Here is an 18,839-nt window from a genome sequence, read left to right as displayed (position 1 = left end):
CGCGCAAACGCAGGAACGTGGCGCGCTCTTCCGCCAAACCCTGTTCAAGGTCGAGCTGGTTTGCCGACTTGACGAGGCGGACGGCCTCCGCGGGGGCCAGCTGGCCTCGGCTCCTGGCAAGCACCTTTGCCTCAGCTGCGCTGACGGCGGCGGCATCGGCTGCGGGCATCTCGATGCTGCCGGTCCGGCGAAGTGGCCGTCGCGCATTTTCACGCACCGCCGCGATCGCTGCGGCGAGGGGGTCGGCGGCGGCGACATCGACAAGACCCAGCGCGACGGCTTCGCCCGCCTTCACCGCGCGTCCCGTCCCGATGAGGTCGATGGCGGCGATGGGACCGATCAGGCGCGGCAGGCGTTGCGTCCCGCCGGCGCCCGGAACGATGCCGAGTTTCACCTCCGGCAGGCCGAACGAGGCGGTCTCGCCGGCAATGCGGCCATGGCAGGCAAGTGCGACTTCGCAGCCGCCGCCCAGTGCAGCGCCGTTCACGGCACAGATAATTGGTTTTTCGAAGCTTTCGATGCGGTCGATTACCTGCGGAAGCGTCGGCTCGACCATCGGCTGGCCGAACTCCTTGATATCCGCCCCGCCGATGAAGGTGCGGCCGGCGCCAGAAATGACGAGGCCGGCGATCTCCGCCGCAACCGTGGCATGATCCAGCGCTGCGATGAGGCCGGACCGGACATGCGCCGACAGGGCGTTGACGGGCGGATTGTCGATGGCGACGACGAGCACGCCGTCATCAAGACGGGCGGAAACGCTCTCGGAAAAACGCATCTCGGGCATTTCGCAAAGCCTCACGCGGGGATGACGGCCGTGGCCTGAATCTCGATCTTGGCGCGGTCCTCGACAAGGGCCACCACCTGCATGGCCGCCATGGCAGGGTAGTGCCTGCCGATGGTGTCGCGATAGGCCTGGCCGATGCCGCGCAGATTGCCGAGATATTCCTGCTTGTCGGTGAAGTACCAGGTCATCGTCGTGATGTGGTGCGGTTCGGCGCCGCCCGCGGCGAGCACGGTGACGACGTTCTTCAGCGTCTGGTGCACCTGCTCGACGAAATCGTCGGTGTCGAATTCGCAGCGTTCGTTCCAGCCGATCTGGCCGCCGACGAAGAGCGTGCGGCCCGTCGCCGCCACGCCGTTCGCGTAGCCGATGGGCTTTGCCCAGCCTTCAGGTTGCAGGATGGTGTGCATGGGGCATCTCCAGCTGTTGTGTCAGCGCGGCGCGGATATCGTCCGGCCAGGCAAGTGAGGCATTGGTGTCGATCGAGGCGGCGACGATGCGGTGCCTGGCCGTCCACAGCACGGTGTCCCGCGCCGAAACCGTGTGTTCCAGATCGAGCGAGGCGCGGCCGATGGCGCGGACCGCGAGCGCGAAATCCAGCGCGTCGCCCTGAAAGCCGGGACTTACGAAGGTGAGGTCGAGGCGCACTGTCGGCACGCTCATCCGCCGCTCGTCGTTCATCGCCCGCCAGGGGAAGCCGAGCGAGGCGAAGAAGTCCTCCAGCACGCCGACGAGGATGTTGAGGTAGGACGGGAAATAGGCGATCCCCGAAGGGTCGCAATCTCCGAACCGCAGCGGCTTCGTGATCGTGAACATGGGGCCCCCATTATCGTGTAGCGTCCTTCATCAGCTCGCGGCCGATGATGAGCTTTTGAACCTCCGTCGCGCCCTCGTAGATGCGTAGCGCCCGGATCTCGCGATAGAGCCGCTCCGTGATCTCGCCGGTGCGCACGCCGCGGCCGCCGAAAAGCTGGAGCGCCTGGTCGATGACCCATTGTGCATTTTCCGTTGCGGTCATCTTCGCCATCGCGGCTTCGCGCGTCGTCGGCAGCTTCTGCACGTCGCGCTTCCAGGCGGTGCGGCAGGTGAGAAGCGCTGCGGCGTCGATGGCGGTCGCCATTTCACCGAGCGTGCTTTGCGCCGTCGGCAGATCGGAAAGTGTCGCGCCGAACATCTTCCGGCTTTTGGCATGCGCCACCGCCTCATCGAGCGCGCGGCGGGCAAAGCCGGTCGCGGCGGCGGCGACGGAGGGGCGGAAAATGTCGAGCGTGCGCATGGCGATCTTGAAGCCTTCGCCCGGGCTGCCGAGAAGCTGCGTGGCGGGGATGCGGCAGTTTTCGAAGCGGATGCGCGCGAGGGGGTGCGGCGCGATTGTCTCGATGCGCTCGGCAATGGTAAAGCCGGGCGTATCGGCGAAGACGACGAAGGCGGAGATGCCGCGCGTGCCGGGCGCCTCGCCGGTGCGGGCAAAGACCGTGTAGACATCGGCGATGCCGCCGTTGGAAATCCAGGTCTTTTCGCCGTCGAGCACGAAATCGTCGCCGTCGCGCCGGGCGGCGCAGGCCATGGCGGCGACGTCCGATCCCGCATCGGGTTCGGACAGCGCGAAGGCGGATATCCATTCGCCGGCCGCGACCTTGGGCAGGATGTTTTCCTTCAGCGCTTGCGAACCGGACAGGCTGATCGCACCCGTGCCGAGGCCCTGCATGGCGAAGGCGAAGTCGGCGAGCCCGTCGGCATAGGCCAGCGTTTCGCGGACGAGGCAGAGCGCCCGGCTGTCGATCGCCTCGCTCGCACCGCCGAACGTTTTTGGCACGCAGTGGCGCAGGAAGCCTGCGGCGCCGAGCGCCGCGACCAGATGCCGGCAGGCATTGTCGACATTGCCGTGATCGACGCCGTCGAGACCGCCTTCAGCGACGAAGCTGTCGAGGTCTTTCGCAAGCGCGCGGTGGCTCTCGTCGAAGAACGGCCAGTCGAGATGGTCGCGGTTGGGCGCGCGCATGATCAGCTTCCCTGGAAGACGGGCTTCGCCTTGGCGGCAAAGGCTTCGAAGGCCCGCTGGAAGTCGCCCGTCGCCATGCAGATCGCCTGGGCCTGCGCTTCCGCCTCGATCATCTGGTCGATGCCCATTGCCCATTCCTGGTCGAGCATCTTTTTCGTCATCGCATGGGCGAACCAGGGGCCGTCGGCGACGGTGCGGCCGAAGTGCTGTGCTTCGGCCAGCAGCGCGGGACGCTCGTGCAGGGCGTTATAAAAACCCCAGTTCAAGCCCTCCGCCGCGCTCATGACGCGGCCGGTGAAGAGCAGTTCGGCGGCACGGCCCTGGCCGATGATGCGCGGAAGAATGCCACAGGCGCCCATGTCCGCGCCGGCAAGCCCGACGCGGGTGAACAGGAAGGCGGTCTTGGCTTCCGGCGTCGCGACGCGGAAATCGGCGGCCATGGCCAGGATGGCGCCGGCGCCGGCGCAGATGCCGTCGACGGCGGCGATGATCGGTTGCGGGCAGGCGCGCATCTGGCGCACCAGCTCGCCTGTCATGCGGGTGAAGTCGAGAAGGTCCGGCATTTCCATGCGCGTCAGCGGCTCGATGATCTCGAACACGTCCCCGCCGGAGGAAAAGTTGTCCTTCGCGCCGGTCAGCACCACGGCGCGCACGTCGCTGGCGCGCGTCAGCGAGCGGAAGAGATCGCCAAGCTCCTCATAGCTTTCGAAGGTCAGCGGGTTCTTCTTGTCCGGGCGGTTGAGCGTGATCGTCGCGACGCGGCCGCCGGCATCCGTTTCGAACAGGAAGTGTTTTGCCGCGTGGTCCTTGAAGGGGCGCTTCTTGGCCTGCATGGGGTTCGTCATGTCCGATATCCCTAGAGAATTTCGCCGCCGGCGACCGCGATGGCCTGGCCGGTGATTGCGGTGGCCTTTTCCGAGACGAGCCAGGAGACGGTGTGGGCCACCTCGCCGGGCGTCACCAGCCGGCCCTGCGGATTGGCGCGGGCAAGGCTGGCGCGCGCATCCTCGCGCGTGCGGCCGGTCTTCTGGCTGATCGTGTCGAGCGCGCCGTCGATAAGCGGCGTGTCGGTGAAACCGGGGCAGACGGCATTGACGGTGACGTCGGTGCGCGCAAGCTCGAGCGCCAGCGCACGCGTCAGGCCGATGACGCCATGTTTTGACGCGCAATAGGCGGACACATAGGCATAGCCGGTGAGGCCCGCCGTGCTCGCGACATTGACGATCCGGCCGTTTCCGGCCCGTCGTACGGAGGCGAGTGCGGCATGCGTCACCAGATAGACGCCGGTCAGGTTGATGGAAAGGACCCGCTGCCAGAGCGCGAGGTCGGTCTTTTCGAAGGGGGCCGAGGGCGCTTCGCCGGCGCAATTGACGAGGACGGCGATGTCGCCGGCTTCCGCGATGGCGGCCGCGATGCCGCGCTCGGCGGAGGCAGCGTCGCTGACGTCGAATCCGTCGTGGATGAAGGCTTCTCCGCCCGCCGCGCGAATATCGTCCCGCACGGCCTCCAGCGGTGCCCGCCGCCGCCCGGCGAGGCTTACAACATGACCGTCGGCCGCCAAGGCGAGCGCGATCGCCTTGCCGATGCCGCTTCCGGCACCCGTGACGAGAGCGTGCCGCTTGCTCATGGCTTGCCCGCCGTCGTTGCCGCGCGGGCGAGGTTGTTGACATATTGCGCCCGGGCGGAGTGGTATTGTTTCGGCCAGGGCTGCCCCTCGTAACCGATCCTTGCCGCCTCGTGCAGGACGAAGGACGGGTCCGCGAGATGCGGGCGGGCGACGGCGCAGAGGTCCGCCCGGCCGGCCGCAATGATCGAATTGGCATGGTCGGCCTCGGAAATTGCGCCGACGGCGATGGTCGGCACCTGGATTTCGTTGCGGATCTTGTCGGAGAAAGGCGTCTGGAACAGGCGGCCGTAGACCGGCTTTTCCTCCTTCACCACCTGTCCGGAGGAGCAGTCGATCAGGTCGGCGCCGGCCTGCTTGAACAGGCCGGCGAAAATGGCCGCATCCTCCGGCGTGTTGCCGCCCTCGTGCCAGTCATGCGTCGACAGGCGCACCGAGATCGGCTTGTCTTGCGGCCAGACCCTGCGGATGGCGTGGAACACTTCGAGCGGGAAGCGGGCGCGGGCCGCGTGGTCGCCGCCGTAGTCGTCGGTGCGCCGGTTGGTCAGCGGCGACAGGAAGCTCGACAGCAGGTAGCCGTGCGCGGCATGCAGTTCGATGATGTCGAAACCGATGTCGCGGGCCCGTTCCGTGGCCTGCACGAAGTCCCGGATGACACGGTCCATGTCCGCGCGGGTCATTTCGCGCGGCGTTTGCGAATGCGCGAGATAGGGCAGGGCGGAGGCGGAGATCAGCGGCCAGCCTCCTTCGGCAAGCGGCTGGTCGATGCCCTCCCAGGCGAGTTTCGTGGCGCCCTTGCGCCCGGCATGGCCAAGCTGGAGGCCGATCTTGGCCGGCGTCTGGTGGTGGACGAAATCGACGATGCGCTTGAACGCCTGCGCCTGTTCGTCGTTCCACAGGCCGAGGCAGCCGGGCGTGATGCGGGCGTCGGCCGACACGCAGGTCATTTCCGGAAACACGAGCGCGGCACCCCCCATGGCGCGCGCGCCGAGATGCACCATGTGAAAATCGCCCGGCAGCCCGTCCGTCGCCGAATACATCGCCATGGGCGAGACCACGATGCGGTTTCGAAGCGTCAGGCCGCGGATCCTGAAGGGCGTGAACATCGGCGGCGGGACTGCTCCGTTCGCCATGGGTTCGGCGCCCGCCCGTTCGGCGAACCAGCGCTCGAAGCCCTCCAGCCATACCCTGTCGCGCAGGCGAAGATTCTCGTGGCTGATGCGCTGCGAGCGGGTCAGCATCGAATACATGAACTGCTCGGGCTCCAGCGTGTCGGCATAGCGCGTGCCGACGACCTCGAACCATTCCATGGCGTTGCGCGCCGCATTCTGGATGCGCGCGACATCGATGCGGCGCACGTCCTCGTAGGCGGCGAGCACGGCGGGGATGTTTGCCTCGTCATGGCCGAGGCTATCGAACTGCCGGGTCAGCTCGATTGCGTCGTCGATGGCGAGCTTGGTTCCCGAGCCGATGGCGAAATGGGCGGTGTGGGCGCTGTCGCCCATCAGCACGACATTGCTGTTGCCATTGAAATGGCTCCACTTGTCGCAGATCAGCCGCCCGAAATTCAGCCAGGCGGAGCCGCGCAGGTGCCTCGCATTGGTCATGAGGCTGTGGCCGTCGAGGGTTTCTGCAAAAAGCTTTTCGCAGAAGGCGATGGACTGATCCTGGTCCATCTTGTCGAGCCCGTGGGCCTTGAAAACCTCGTCCGTGGTCTCGACGATGAAGGTCGAGGTCGTGTCGTCGAAGCGGTAGATATGCGACTGGAACCAGCCGTGTTCGGTGCGCTGGAAATCGAAGGTGAAGGCGTCGAACAGCTTGTTCGTGCCGAGCCAGATATAGCGGTTCGGCCTGACGACCATGTCGGGCCGGAAGACCGCGGCATATTTGGTGCGGATGCGCGAATTGACGCCATCCGAGGCGATGATCAGGTCCGCGTCGGGAAATTCCTCGTCGCTTTCCACGTCACGCTCGAACAGCAGTTCGACGCCGAGTTCCAGGCAGCGATCCTGCAGGATATTGAGCATCTTGCGACGGCCGATGCCGACGAAGCCATGGCCGGAGGTGCGGATCTTGCGCCCCTTGAACACCAGCTCGATATCGTCCCAATGGTTGAAGGAGACTTCGATTGCCTCCGCCGTCTGCGGGTCCCACTGTCGCATCGACTGCATGGTGGCGTCGGAAAAGACCACGCCCCAGCCGAACGTATCGAAGGCCCGGTTGCGCTCGACGACGGTGACGTGATGGTCCGGGTGCTGGCGCTTCATCAGCAGCGCAAAATAGAGGCCGGCAGGCCCACCGCCGATACAGACAATCCGCATGTCGTTCTCCTCCCGAGGTCCGGCTGCGTCTTCCGCTGCTCGGGATGTCGTTGGCTGCATCCCGGACTGTGAAAAGCAGGGTGGACTCGTTTAAGAGAAATTTCAAGCTTAAAATTGTTTTTGACGCGAAGACGCGGAGGCGTCCAAGCCGAATGCGTGGGCGTGCCGTTTTCAACGGGACGTCGGAAAAGGAAAAGACCGCCTCAGGCGCCCTTTCCAAGGGAGGCGATGATCGAGCGCTTGAGTTTGGCAAGCTCGTCCATCAGCACGCCGCTGTCCGTCGGCGCGAGGCCGGCGAAGAGGTCGGAGATCCAGTCGGCATGATGGGCCGCCATCTTTTCGAATTCGGCGCGGCCAAAGGCGGTCAGCGCGATGACCTGCACGCGCCGGTCCGTCGCGAGCGTCGTGCGGCTGATATGCCCGCTCTCGGTCAGCCGCTCCACCAGCACCGTGATATTGCCGGGCGAGACCATCATGCGCTTGGAGACTTCGCCGAGAACCATGCCGTCCGGCGCGCGTTCGAGCTGCGCCATCAGGTCGAAACGCGGCAGGGTCGAGTCGAACTCCTCCCGCAGTCGCCGCCGGACCTCGCTCTCGACCAGTGTCGAGCAGGTCAGGAGGCGCAGCCAGAGCCGGAGCTCGGCGCGGTGATCGTGCGGCGCTTCGAGGACCTTGGTCTCTCCATCCAGCCAGTCCGGCGAGATGTCGAACTTGTCTTCACCCGTCATTCCAAACACCCGCTTTCATGTCGCCTAGCCTTTTAGAGATGTTTCGCTCTCTTGGACAGGCGCGCGGGGCGCCATTATTTCGATTGATCGTAGACATGGACCGTAATGCCGATGTGCTCGGTCATCAGGGTCTTGGCGCGCTCGACGTTCCGGTCGAGGGCGGCCTCCATCAATTCGGTATGGTGCTCGATGGCCATGGCATCGTGCAGCGCCGCGACCGCCTCCTGATAACCCTCACTCATGCCTTCGGCGGCGCGCAGGGTGGGCGCGAGGCCGAGGAAACGATGATGGCGGCGGAGCTGGTCGGAAATCGTCGCCTGGAAACGGGACAGCCAGGTCGAGCGCGCCGCGCTGATCAACGCCGCGTGGAAGTCCGTGTGCTTCTCGTCCCACTCGTCGATCTCGCTTTCGGCGGCGTTCTCGACGGCGATCCTGCAGCGCGACAGCCGGTAATGCGCGGTGACGACGGCGGATTCCCAGTCGCTGCCGCCGTTCTCGATTGATTCGAGCAGAAGCGGGACCTCGATGACCAGGCGCGCGCGGGTCAGATCCTCCAGCGCCTCGCGCGATACCGGGGCGACGGCAAAACCGCGATTGCTGATCGCGGTGACCAGCCCTTCCGCCTCGAGCCGCGACAGGGCTTCGCGCAGCGGCGTCCAGCCGAGTTCATAGCGGTCGCGCAGCGCGCTCAGCTTCATCGGCGCACCCGGCCGCAGCCGCGTCGTGAGGATGTCGCGTCGCAGCAGCCGGTAGGCCGATTCCGTTTTGGTCGATTGCTCGAGATCTTGCATCAAGTTCCCTTAGCGTCTGCCTGTACTACAGACAAATATATATAGTTTCGCCTCTCGCGCAAAACTATATATATTGTTTGACAAGAAAGCACGCCGTCGCCATGATCCATGCCAAGCCGCTGAGGAACGGCGGCCGCTTATCGTATCTGGGAGGATTTCATGGGCAGGCTTACAAAGACGTGGTTTTCGGGATTGTTCGTTGCCGGTGCGCTCGCATTCGGCGCCGCAACGGCATCCGCCGAGCCGATCCGCATCGGCATCGCAAATTTCGGCGAACATCCGCAGCTCTCCGCATCGATCGCCGGCTTCAAGAAGGCAATGGCTGAAAACGGCTTCGTCGAGGGAACGGACGTCGTCTACTCGGAGAGCCACACCAATTTCGACGCATCGCTGGTGCCGCAGATGATCGCCAAGCTCCAGGCCGAACAGCCGAAACTGATCTATACGATCACCACCCCTGTCTCGCAGATCGCCAAGAAGGCGCTTGCCGGCTCCGGCATTCCGGTCGTCTTTTCCGCCGTCACCGATCCGGTAGCCGCCAAGCTGGTTCCCTCCTGGGAGGCCGGCGACGAGGGCATGACCGGCGCGACGGACCTTCAGGACGTTGCCGCGGTGATGGAATTCACCCACAAGCTTCTGCCGAATGCCAAGCGTTTCGGCGTGCCTTATAACCCCGGCGAGGCGAACGATGCGGCGCTGCTCGACAAGATCAAGGAAGCGGCACCCGCGGCCGGCTTCGAGGTCGTGGATGTCGGCGTCGACAACGTCAACGACATCCAGCAGCGCATCGCCTCCTTCGCCGGCAAGGCCGACGTGATCTATACGCCGGCCTCCAACCTGCTCCAGCCGGCCATCGCCGCCGTCTCCGCCGCCGCGCGCCAGGCGGGCATCCCGATCGTCAATTCCGACGACGGTGCCGTGCGTGACGGTGTCGTTCCGGCGAGCTTTGCCGTGAACTACGAACAGGTCGGCCTTGCCGCCGGCCGCATCGCGGCGGAAATCCTCAAGGGCAAGGACCCCAAGTCCATCGCCCCGTGGCGTCCGGCCTATGAGGATCACAAGCCGTTGATCTCGAAGAAAACGCTCGCCGCTTTCGGCGTCGAACTGCCGGCCTCGCTCGCCGATTGTGGTTGCCTGATCGATTGATCGGGGAACCGGTGGCGGCGCGCCAAGCGCCGTCACCCAACGATAAAGGGGGGGAAGCCAATGCTGGAAATCAGGTCGGCCCGCAAGATGTTCTACAAGGGGCAGGCGGATGAGAAGATCGCGCTCAACGATCTCAGCCTGCGCCTCGAAACGGGAGACTTCGGCGTCGTCATCGGCTCGAACGGTGCCGGCAAGAGCAGCATGCTCAACGCCATTTCCGGGGCGCTCGTCCTCGACAGCGGCAAGATCCTCATCAATGGCGACGACGTGACCGCCATGCCCGTGCACAAGCGCGCCATGCGCCTTGCCCGCGTGTTCCAGGACCCGATGAAGGGCACCGCCGCCTCGATGACGGTGGCGGAGAACATGCTGCTGGCGGAACTGCGGGCCGCCAGGCGGACGCTGCGCCGCGGCCTGAATCCGACACGGCTCGCCACCTACAGGGAGCGGCTTTCGCTGCTCGGGCTTGGCCTCGAAAATCGCCTCGACACGCGGGTGGAATTGCTCTCCGGCGGGCAGCGGCAATCGCTGTCGCTGATCATGGCGGTCGGCGGTTCGCCGGAACTGCTGCTGCTCGACGAACACACGGCAGCACTCGATCCACGCACCGCCGACATCGTCATGCAGGCGACGATCCGCGCCGTCGAGGCCCTGAAGCTGACGACCCTGATGGTGACGCACAATATGCAGCATGCCGTGGATTTCGGAAACCGGGTCATCATGCTCGATGCCGGCCGCGTGCGCCTCGAAATCGCCGGCGGGGAGAAAACCGCGATCACGGTGCCGGACCTGATCGGCCATTTCTCCGTCAAGACCGACCGCATGTTTCTGGCGAGCTGACGACCATGGATCTTCTTCAAAACACCGTTTCGAGCTTCATCGCGCTCGTTCCCGTCACGCTGGCGCAGAGCCTGATCCTCGCCTTCGTCGTGCTGGGGATCATGATCCCCTTCCGCATGCTGAGCTTTCCGGACCTGACCAGCGAAGGCGCGTTCCCGCTCGGCGGCTGCGTCTGCGGCGTGCTGATGGCCGCCGGCATGTCGCCGGTCGCGGCGATCCTCATTGCGCTCCTCGCCGGTTTCGTCGCCGGCTGCTGCACGGCCTTCATCCACCTGCGCTTCCGCATCCATACCCTGCTCGCCGGCATCCTGATGATGACGATGCTCTATTCGATCAACCTGCGCATCATGGGCCGCTCGAACCTCTCGGTCTTCGGCTCGACGACCGTCTTCGACTGGGTGCCCTTCCTGCAACCCGGCTTTCCGGCGAGCAAGATCGTGATGGCAGGGGCCATCGGTCTGCTCGTCTTCGCGCTGCTGTTGCACTATTTCCGCACCGAAAAAGGCACGGCGGTGCGTGCCGTCGGCGCCAATCCGGACATGGCGGAGGCGCAGGGCATCAATGTCTGGCTCGCGACGATCGGCGGCGTCGGGCTTGCCGGCGCGTTTTCCGCGGCCGGCGGTGCGCTGATGGTGCAGTCGCAGGGTTTTGCCGACGTCAATATGGGGCTCGGCATCCTGATCAACGGGCTTGCGGCCCTGATGATCGGCGAGGCGATCGTCGGCAAGAGCAGCGTGCCGCGCCAGCTCGCCGCCCCCTTTGTCGGCGCGATCGTCTACTACCAGCTCGTTTCCTTCTGCCTTGCCGCCGGCATGCCGCCGCCGGACCTGAAGCTGGCGACGGGCCTGTTCGTTTTGGCCATGCTGGCCCTGCCGAGCCTCAAGCGCAGCCGCGGGCCGGCGGCGGCCCGCGAAACCGTTCGTGAATAGGATTCTGTGATGACTGAACTTCCCGATTTCGCTGCAATCGAGGCCATGGATGCGGCCGATGGGCTGCGTTCCCTGCGCGAGCGCTTCATCCTGCCGACGGGGCTCATCTATCTCGACGGCAATTCCTTGGGTGTCGCCTCGCATGCCGCCTTCGCCGAGCTTCAGAAAGCCGCCACCGAGGAATGGGGGCAGGACCTCATCCGCAGCTGGAACACCGCTGGCTGGTTCGACATGCCGCTTGCGCTCGGCGACCGCGTCGGGCGGCTGATCGGGGCCGCTGCCGGCCAGACGGTCGTCTGCGATACGACGTCGATCAACATCTACAAGACCCTTCACGCAGCGATGGCGCTCCGGCCCGACCGGTCGGTTATCGTCAGCGAGGGCGGCAGCTTCCCGACCGATATCTACATGGCCGAGGGCGTGATCTCGACGCGTGCCGGTGCCTCGTTGCGTCTCGAAGGTGTCGATGCGCCTGACATCGGGGACCTGATCGACGGCGATGTCGCGGTCGTTCTTGTCAACCACGTCAACTACAAGTCGGGCGAGTTGCGCGACATGACGGCGCTCACGAAGAAAGCCCACGAGAACGGCGCGCTCGTCATCTGGGACCTCTGCCACACGGCAGGCGCGCTTCCGGTCGATCTCGATGGTGCGAATGTCGATTTCGCCGTCGGCTGCACCTACAAGTACCTGAACGGCGGCCCCGGCGCGCCGGCCTTCATCTATGCCGCCGCACGCCATCACGGCGCCATCAGCCAGCCGCTCAGCGGCTGGTGGGGCCATGCAAGGCCCTTCGCATTCGAAAAGCGTTATGCGGCCGGCGAAGGCATCCGCCGGTTCCTGTGCGGCACGCAGCCGATCCTGTCGCTGCGCGCGCTGAAGGGCGCGCTCGACATCTGGGACGAGGTCGACATCGCGGCGCTGCGCGAAAAAAGTCTCGGCCTCACCGACCTCTTCATCGCGCTCGTCGAGGTGAAATGCGGCGCCTATGGTCTCGAACTGGAAAGCCCGCGCGACCGGGCAAAACGCGGCAGTCAGATCTCGTTCAGCCATCCGAACGCCTATGAGGTCATGCAGGCGCTGATCGCCCGCGGCGTGATCGGCGATTTCCGCGCCCCTTCCACCATGCGCTTCGGCTTCACGCCGCTCTATGTCAGCTATGCCGACGTGTGGCAGGCGGTGGTGATCCTGGAGGACATCCTGCGCACAGGATCATGGCAGGACGCACGCTTCGCCGTGCGTGCCGCCGTCACCTGATCCGGGATTTTCGCCATGACCGCGCCACGTCGTCCGACGCTTGAGGAGATCGCCGAGGCGCGCGCGCGCATCGCGCCGCATCTTGCGCGCACGCCGCTGGTGAAACTCGACCTCGGGCTGCCGGACCGGCAGATCTTCCTGAAGCTGGAGACGCTGTCACCGATCGGCGCCTTCAAGCTGCGCCCGGCGCTGAACGCCGTGTTGTCCCGCGATCCCGCGACGCTTACGGACGGTGTTGCGGTCACCAGTTCCGGCAACATGGCCTATGGCATGGCTTGGGCGGCGCGCCTCATCGGCGTGCCGATGGTGGCCTACATGTATCGCGGCGCGCCGCAGACCAAGATCGACGGTGTGCGGAACCTTGGCGGCGCGGTGCGCTTCGTCAGTGCGCAGACCTGGTGGGACTATATTGTCGGCGCGGACCGGCCGGATGCGCCGGAACTGCTGATCAACCCGGTGACCGACCAGGCGGTGCTCAACGGCAACGGGTCCATCGGCATGGAAATCGTCGAGGACCTGCCCGACGTCGACGTGGTACTGACACCCTATGGTGGCGGCGGCATGACCACGGGGGTCGCCAGCGCCGTCAAGGCCGTTTGCCCGCGGGTGCGCGTCTTCGCGGTCGAAGACGACAATGCCGCCCCGGTCACCGCAGCCCTTGCGGCCGGGAAAATCGTGACGATCGAAACCCGGCCGTCCTTCATCAAGAGCATCGGCGGTCCCTCGCTGGTGCCGCAGCTCTGGCCCGTCGCACGCGACCTGATCGACGGCGCCATCGCCGTCAGCCCCGCCGAGGTAACGGAGGCGATGCGGCTGCTGTTCAGCAAGGCCAAAGTCGTCGCCGAGGGTGCGGGCGCTGCTTCGCTCGCCGCCGCGATCGCGCGGCCTGACCTGACGGGCAAGATCGTCTGCGTGATCTCCGGCGGCAATATCGACGCGGCGGCCTATTCTGTGGCGCTCGCGGGCGGCATTCCGGCCGCCTGAGAATCAGACACCGAGATAACGGTCCTGAAGCTCCGGTGTCAGCGCCGTCGGCGCGCCTTCGAAAACGGTCCTGCCCTTCTCCAGCACGAAGCATCGGTCGGCGACGGGTAGCAGTTCCGACAGCGTCTTGTCGACGACGAGGATCGACTGGCCGCCGGCCTTCAGCTTGCGGATCGCCGACCAGATGTCCTGCCGGATGACCGGTGCGAGACCTTCGGTCGCCTCGTCGAGGATGAGGAGGCGCGGATTGGTCATCAGCGCGCGGCCGATGGCGAGCATCTGCTGTTCGCCGCCGGAGAGTGTTTTGGCATATTGGTCGCGCCGCTCGCCGAGGCGGGGGAAGAGGTCGACGACCCTGTCGAAGGTCCACTCGCTGCCGCGCGCCGTGGCGACCAGGTTCTCCAGGACCGTCAGGTTGGGAAAGCAGCGCCGTCCCTCCGGCACGAGGCCGAGGCCGAGTCTCGCGATGCGGTAGGGTCGCATGCCGAAGATCGCCTTGCCTGCAAAGCTGATGACGCCGGAGCGCGGACGCACGAGGCCGATGATCGAGTTGATCGTCGTCGTCTTGCCCATGCCGTTGCGCCCCATCAGCGCCACCACTTCGCCTTCGCGAATATCGAGATCGACGCCGAACAGCGCCTGCGACGCGCCGTAGAACGTTTCAAGGCCCTTCAGGTCGAGGAGGGTCACGCGGCTTCTCCCAGATAGGCGCGGCGCACTTCGGGATCGCTGCGGATTTCATCAACCGTGCCCGTCGCGACGATGCGGCCGTAGACGAGCACCGATATGCGGTCTGCCAGCGCAAAAACCGCGTCCATGTCGTGTTCCACCAGCAGCATCGGCGCCTCGTGGCGCAAGCCGTCGAGGAACGAGGTCAACTGCTTGGAGCCTTCCGGTCCCATGCCGGCCATGGGTTCGTCGAAGAGGAAGGCTTTTGGCGAAAGGGCGAGCGCGATGGCGATTTCGAGCTGCCGTCTTTCGCCATGGGAGAGTTCCGCCGCCGGCACATGGGCGCGGGCGGCAAGGCCGACGCGCTCCAGCATGGCCATGGCGGGATCGATCAGGCTGCGGTCGCTTGCGACCTGCCGGAAGAACCGGAAGCTGCTGCCCTGCCTGGACTGCACCGCCAGCATGACATTGCGAAGCGCGGAGAATTCCTGCGCGAGCGACGAAATCTGGAAGCTGCGCGCGAGGCCCAGTCGTGCGCGCGCCGCCATGTCGAGCCCGCCGATGTCCTGGCCGAGGAAGCGGATCGTGCCGCTGTCGGCGGCAAGCGAGCCGGCGATCTGGTGGATGAGCGTGCTCTTGCCCGCACCGTTCGGTCCGATCAGGGCGTGGATCTGGCCGGGATAGAGGTCGAGGCTGACCCCGTCCGTGGCCTTCAGCGCATTGAAGGATTTGCGCAAATCGCGGATTTCGAGAATGGGCTCAGGCATGACGAGGCTTTCCCGAGATGAGGCCCAAGAGCCCGCCGCGCGCAAAAAGCACGATGCCGAGCAGGATGAGGCCAAGGAAGAACTGCCAGCGCTCGGTGATGCCGCCGAGTACATATTCGAGGCAGACGAAGATCATCGCGCCGGCGACGGGGCCGAACAGCCGCCCCTTGCCGCCGAGGATGATGAGCACGATCAGTTCGCCCGACATGTGCCAGGAAAACATGGAGGGGCCGACGAAGCGGTTGAGATCGGCATAGAGCGCGCCGGCAAAGCCGGTGATCATCGCGGAGAGCACGAAGGCGACGAGGCGGATGTTGAAGGGCGCAATGCCGACCGCGGCAAGCCGCGTGCCGTTCTGCCGCGCCGCCTGCAGGGCGCTGCCGAAACGCGAGCCCTCGACGAGGCGGAACAACAGCAGCGTTACCATCAGGACGGCAAAGCACACCAGGAAATAGGGCAGGGGCTGCGTGGTGTTGATGCCGGGGAAGGCGTTGCGCACATAAATCGACAGGCCGTCCTCGCCGCCATAGGCCGGCCAGGAGATGGCGAAATAATAGATCATCTGTGCGAAGGCGAGCGTGATCATGATGAAGTAGATGCCGGTGGTGCGCAGGCTGATGATGCCGATCGGCAGCGCGACGAGCCCGGCGATGACCACGGCCGTCAGCCAGATGATCGGCATCGACGTCGTGCCCGGAATGCCGGCCACCAGCGGCTCGGCATTGAAGGCATGCGTCGCCAGGATGCCGGCGACATAGCCGCCGAGGCCGAAGAATGCGGCATGACCGAAGGAAATCAGCCCGCCGAGCCCGAGCGCCAGGTTGAGGCCGGTGGCGGCGAGGGCAAGGACGACGACGCGGGTCGCGAGCGTGACATAGAAGGGTTCGCCGAGCGCTGTCGCGGAGAGCGGCAAGCCGAGCAGGAGGAGGGCGAGCAGCAGGTTGATCGTGGTTTCGCGGGTCATCTTGTCCTCAAGACTGCGCCGCGAACAGGCCGCTCGGCCTGAAGGCGAGGATGAGGGCCATGACGACGTAGATCAGCATAGAGGCCAGGGCCGCGCCGATCGTGGTGGCCTGCGAGGCGGGCATGGTCAGCGCGAGAAGCGAGGGCAGCAGGAAGCGGCCCATCGTGTCGACGACGCCGACGATCACCGCGCCGACAAGCGCGCCCTTGATCGAGCCGATGCCGCCGATGACGATGACGACGAAGGCGAGGATGAGCACGGGTTCGCCCATGCCGACCTGAACCGACTGGAGGGCGCCGACCAGCGCGCCGGCAAAACCCGCCAGCGCGGCGCCGAGCGCAAAGACCACCGTATAGAGCGTGCTGATATCGACGCCGAGCGCCGCGATCATCTCGCGGTCGGATTCGCCGGCGCGAATGCGCATGCCGAGCCGGGTTTTCGAGATGAGAAGATAGAGCCCCGCCGCAACGGCGATGCCGACGGCGATGATCGCCAGGCGGTAGAGCTGGTACTGGCCGCCGCCCGGCAGCGGCACCGCGCCCTGAAGCTGCGGGGGAATGTCCAGATAGAGCGGGAACGAGCCGAAGGCCCAGCGCGCACCTTCCGACAGGATCAGGATCAGCGCGAAGGTGGCAAGCACCTGGTCGAGATGGTCGCGGTCGTAGAGCCGGCGGATGACGGCGACCTCGATGAGGGCGCCGACGCCGGCAGCGGCCGCGAGGCTGGCGATCAGGCCGAGCCAGAAGGAGCCGGTGGCCGCGGCGACCGTGGCGCAGGCGAAGGCGCCGATCATGTAGAGCGAGCCATGCGCCAGGTTGATGAGGCCCATGACGCCGAAGATCAGCGTCAGGCCGGCGGCCATCAGAAACAGCATCACGCCGAGCTGAAGCCCGTTGAGCAATTGTTCGATCAGGAGTGCGGTGAACACGGCGTCGGTCCTGGCTTCAGGTCGGGATCGCATGGGCATCGTCCGGGCGCCGGCATGAAAGCCGGACGCCGGACGATGGCAGGTGCGAGGGCGTTACAGTCCGCACTGTTCGGCGTAGGCGTCCTTGTGGTTTTCGAAGGCGGTCGCAACGACCTTGTTGGTCAGCACGTCGCCATCCTTCACCACCTCGCGCACATAGATGTTCTGGATCGGGTGCTGGTTGGTGTTGAAGGAAAACGCGCCGCGCACGGACTTGAAGTCCGCGGCCTTGAGCGCCGCCTTGAAGGCGTCCTTGTCCTTGGCGCTCGCCTTGGAAAGCGCCGACAGGATCAGGTTTGCCGTATCCCAGCTCTGCGCCGCGTAGATCGACGGCAGGCGGTTATATTCGGTCTTGAAGCTTTCGACGAAGGCCTTGCTGGCCTCGTTGTCGAGGTCCGGCGACCAGCTCGCGGAATTCTTCACGCCGAGCGCCGCGTCGCCGATAGCCGGCAGCACGTCCTGGTCGAAGGAGAAGCTCGGCCCCATGACCGGAATGCCGACGCCCGACTGGGCATATTGTTTCATGAAGGCGATGCCCATGCCGCCGGGCAGGAAGAAATAGACGGAATCGGCGCCGGACGCGCGGATCTGCGCGATTTCGGCCGCATAATCCGTCTGGCCGACCTGGGTATAGACCTCGCCGGCGAGGCTGCCCTTGTAGAAACGCTTGAAGCCGGTCAGCGCATCCTTGCCGGCGGGATAGTTCGGCGCGAGGATGAACGCGTTCTTGTAGTCCGTGTTGGCGTACTGGCCCATCGCCTCGTGGAAATTGTCGTTCTGATAGGCGACGTTGAAGTAGTTCGCATTGCAGTTCGCACCGGCCAGCGCCGAAGGCCCCGCATTCGGCGAAAGGTAGATGACATCCTGCGCCACCGCGTTCGGCACCACGGCCATGGCGAGGTTCGACCAGATGATCCCCGTCATGAGATCGACCTTGTCGCCCTGGATCATCTTTTCGGCGATCTGCACCGCAAATTCCGGCTTCTGGGCATCGTCCTCGATCACCAGTTCCACGTCCTTGTTGCCCGATTGTTTGATCGCGAGCGTGAAGGCGTCGCGCATGTCGATGCCAAGGCCGGCACCGCCGCCCGAAAGCGTGGTGATGACGCCGATCTTCACCGGCTCGGCATAGGCGAGGCCGGATGTCGCGAGCGAGAGGCCGAAGAGGCTTGCTGCCAGGATGCGGTTCATGCTGTTCTCCTCATTATGGTTCGATTTTTATCGTGTTCTATCAAAGATCCGTACGCACATGCCATAATTCGGGGAAGAGCTCCACCTCAAGCATCTTCTTGAGATAAGAAGCACCGGACGTTCCGCCGGTGCCGCGCTTGAAGCCGATGATGCGTTCGACGGTCGTGACGTGGTTGAAGCGCCAGCGCCGGAAATAATCCTCGAAATCGACCAGCTTTTCGGCAAGCTCGTAGAGCATCCAGTAGCGCTCCGGATTGCGGTAGACGGTCTGCCAGGCCGTAAAGACCTTGTCGTTCTCGCTGCGCGTCCCGTGCCAGTCGCTGCGCTGGGCCTCTTCCCCGACATCGAAACCGTTGCGCGCCAGAAGCCTGATCGCTTCGTCATAGAGCGACGGGGCGGCGAGGATCGCCTCCAGCTTCTCCATGATGTCGGGGCGATGGGCGTGCGGGCGCAGCATCGCGATATTGCGGTTGCCGGCGGAAAACTCGATCGCCCGGTACTGCCAGGACTGGAAGCCGGACGATTGCCCGAGCGAATCCCGGAACTCGGTATATTCGCTGGGCGTCATCGTGCGCAGCACGTCCCAGGCATTGTTCAGCTGCTCGAAAATGCGCGCAACCCGCGACAGCATCTTGAAGGCCGGCTCCAGCCGGTCCTCGCGGATCGATCGGATCGCCGAGCTGATCTCATGCAGGGCAAGCTTCATCCAGAGCTCGGAGGTCTGGTGCTGGATGATGAACAGCATCTCGTCATGGGCGCTCGAGAGCGGCGCCTGCGCGGTGAGCACCTTCTCCAGCTTGAGATAGTCGCTGTAGGACATGCGTCCCTCGAACGACATTTGTGCGCCTTCCTTCGAAGGGTCGTAGGGATCGCTCATC

At 65.2% G+C, this 18,839-nt stretch carries 20 protein-coding genes (1 of these 20 only partly in view); 5 read left to right on the top strand and 15 right to left on the bottom strand.

The features are described 5' to 3' along the window. The 9 genes from VGN93_RS20555 to VGN93_RS20515 form a co-directional block, all read right to left on the bottom strand. Positions 1 to 784: the 5' portion of a 3-hydroxyacyl-CoA dehydrogenase NAD-binding domain-containing protein gene (locus VGN93_RS20555; RefSeq protein ID WP_327508892.1), read on the bottom strand. 1,184 nt of this gene lie to the left of the window's left edge; the window shows 784 of its 1,968 coding nt (coding positions 1-784); the start codon lies at positions 782 to 784; the stop codon falls past the left edge of the window. An 11-nt stretch (positions 785 to 795) separates the two neighbouring features. Then, positions 796 to 1,191: a RidA family protein gene (locus VGN93_RS20550; protein WP_327508891.1), complete on the bottom strand. Its 396-nt coding sequence runs from the start codon at positions 1,189 to 1,191 to the stop codon at positions 796 to 798. Continuing rightward, positions 1,169 to 1,597: a thioesterase family protein gene (locus tag VGN93_RS20545; RefSeq protein WP_327508890.1), complete on the bottom strand. Its 429-nt coding sequence runs from the start codon at positions 1,595 to 1,597 to the stop codon at positions 1,169 to 1,171. Before VGN93_RS20545 ends, VGN93_RS20550 begins: the two co-directional genes overlap by 23 nt. 10 nt (positions 1,598 to 1,607) lie before the next feature. Then, entirely contained in the window at positions 1,608 to 2,783 is a 1,176-nt protein-coding gene (locus VGN93_RS20540) for an acyl-CoA dehydrogenase family protein (RefSeq protein WP_327508889.1), read from the bottom strand. 2 nt (positions 2,784 to 2,785) lie between these two features. Next, positions 2,786 to 3,628, bottom strand: coding sequence for an enoyl-CoA hydratase family protein (locus tag VGN93_RS20535; RefSeq protein ID WP_327508888.1), 843 nt, complete (start codon positions 3,626 to 3,628; stop codon positions 2,786 to 2,788). Between the two features lie 11 nt (positions 3,629 to 3,639). Beyond that, on the bottom strand, positions 3,640 to 4,410 hold the full coding sequence (locus VGN93_RS20530; RefSeq protein ID WP_327508887.1) for an SDR family NAD(P)-dependent oxidoreductase: 771 nt from the start codon (positions 4,408 to 4,410) through the stop codon (positions 3,640 to 3,642). Further along, a complete protein-coding gene (locus tag VGN93_RS20525) occupies positions 4,407 to 6,728 on the bottom strand; it encodes a bifunctional salicylyl-CoA 5-hydroxylase/oxidoreductase (RefSeq protein WP_327508886.1) in 2,322 nt (773 codons plus the stop codon). Before VGN93_RS20525 ends, VGN93_RS20530 begins: the two co-directional genes overlap by 4 nt. A 203-nt stretch (positions 6,729 to 6,931) precedes the next feature. Further along, complete coding sequence (locus tag VGN93_RS20520) at positions 6,932 to 7,456, bottom strand: MarR family winged helix-turn-helix transcriptional regulator (RefSeq protein WP_327508885.1); 525 nt, start codon at positions 7,454 to 7,456, stop codon at positions 6,932 to 6,934. 74 nt (positions 7,457 to 7,530) lie between these two features. Beyond that, positions 7,531 to 8,247 (bottom strand): GntR family transcriptional regulator, encoded by a 717-nt coding sequence (locus tag VGN93_RS20515; RefSeq protein WP_327508884.1) that lies wholly within the window; start codon positions 8,245 to 8,247, stop codon positions 7,531 to 7,533. A gap of 159 nt (positions 8,248 to 8,406) precedes the next feature. Between VGN93_RS20515 and VGN93_RS20510 the strand changes: the two genes are divergently transcribed. From VGN93_RS20510 to VGN93_RS20490, 5 genes are read left to right on the top strand one after another with little or no spacing between them, the layout of a single operon-like run. Then, on the top strand, positions 8,407 to 9,393 hold the full coding sequence (locus tag VGN93_RS20510; RefSeq protein WP_327508883.1) for an ABC transporter substrate-binding protein: 987 nt from the start codon (positions 8,407 to 8,409) through the stop codon (positions 9,391 to 9,393). Positions 9,394 to 9,453: 60 nt separating this feature from the next. Next, complete coding sequence (locus VGN93_RS20505) at positions 9,454 to 10,233, top strand: ABC transporter ATP-binding protein (RefSeq protein WP_327508882.1); 780 nt, start codon at positions 9,454 to 9,456, stop codon at positions 10,231 to 10,233. A 5-nt stretch (positions 10,234 to 10,238) separates the two neighbouring features. Next, complete coding sequence (locus VGN93_RS20500) at positions 10,239 to 11,162, top strand: ABC transporter permease (RefSeq protein ID WP_327508881.1); 924 nt, start codon at positions 10,239 to 10,241, stop codon at positions 11,160 to 11,162. A gap of 9 nt (positions 11,163 to 11,171) precedes the next feature. Next, positions 11,172 to 12,419, top strand: coding sequence for a kynureninase (gene kynU, locus VGN93_RS20495; protein ID WP_327508880.1), 1,248 nt, complete (start codon positions 11,172 to 11,174; stop codon positions 12,417 to 12,419). A 15-nt stretch (positions 12,420 to 12,434) separates the two neighbouring features. Beyond that, positions 12,435 to 13,403: a pyridoxal-phosphate dependent enzyme gene (locus tag VGN93_RS20490; RefSeq protein WP_327508879.1), complete on the top strand. Its 969-nt coding sequence runs from the start codon at positions 12,435 to 12,437 to the stop codon at positions 13,401 to 13,403. Positions 13,404 to 13,406: 3 nt separating this feature from the next. On the opposite strand, the gene VGN93_RS20485 is transcribed toward VGN93_RS20490, so the two are convergent. From VGN93_RS20485 to kynA, 6 genes are all read right to left on the bottom strand, one after another. After that, positions 13,407 to 14,093, bottom strand: coding sequence for an ABC transporter ATP-binding protein (locus VGN93_RS20485; protein WP_327508878.1), 687 nt, complete (start codon positions 14,091 to 14,093; stop codon positions 13,407 to 13,409). Next, positions 14,090 to 14,839 carry an ABC transporter ATP-binding protein gene (locus VGN93_RS20480; protein ID WP_327508877.1) on the bottom strand — a complete coding sequence of 250 codons (750 nt, stop codon included), beginning with the start codon at positions 14,837 to 14,839 and terminating at the stop codon, positions 14,090 to 14,092. Before VGN93_RS20480 ends, VGN93_RS20485 begins: the two co-directional genes overlap by 4 nt. Beyond that, complete coding sequence (locus VGN93_RS20475) at positions 14,832 to 15,803, bottom strand: branched-chain amino acid ABC transporter permease (RefSeq protein ID WP_327508876.1); 972 nt, start codon at positions 15,801 to 15,803, stop codon at positions 14,832 to 14,834. The genes VGN93_RS20480 and VGN93_RS20475 overlap by 8 nt, the downstream gene beginning before the upstream one ends. Positions 15,804 to 15,810: 7 nt before the next feature. After that, complete coding sequence (locus VGN93_RS20470) at positions 15,811 to 16,731, bottom strand: branched-chain amino acid ABC transporter permease (RefSeq protein ID WP_327508875.1); 921 nt, start codon at positions 16,729 to 16,731, stop codon at positions 15,811 to 15,813. 93 nt (positions 16,732 to 16,824) lie between these two features. Continuing rightward, on the bottom strand, positions 16,825 to 17,961 hold the full coding sequence (locus tag VGN93_RS20465; protein ID WP_327508874.1) for an ABC transporter substrate-binding protein: 1,137 nt from the start codon (positions 17,959 to 17,961) through the stop codon (positions 16,825 to 16,827). Between the two features lie 40 nt (positions 17,962 to 18,001). Then, complete coding sequence (gene kynA, locus VGN93_RS20460) at positions 18,002 to 18,838, bottom strand: tryptophan 2,3-dioxygenase (RefSeq protein ID WP_327508873.1); 837 nt, start codon at positions 18,836 to 18,838, stop codon at positions 18,002 to 18,004. Position 18,839 lies beyond the last annotated feature (1 nt).

The organism is Shinella sp., from assembly GCF_035998705.1.
In the GTDB taxonomy this organism is placed as follows: Bacteria; Pseudomonadota; Alphaproteobacteria; order Rhizobiales; family Rhizobiaceae; genus Shinella.
This window is presented reverse-complemented; position numbering and strand designations above follow the sequence as displayed.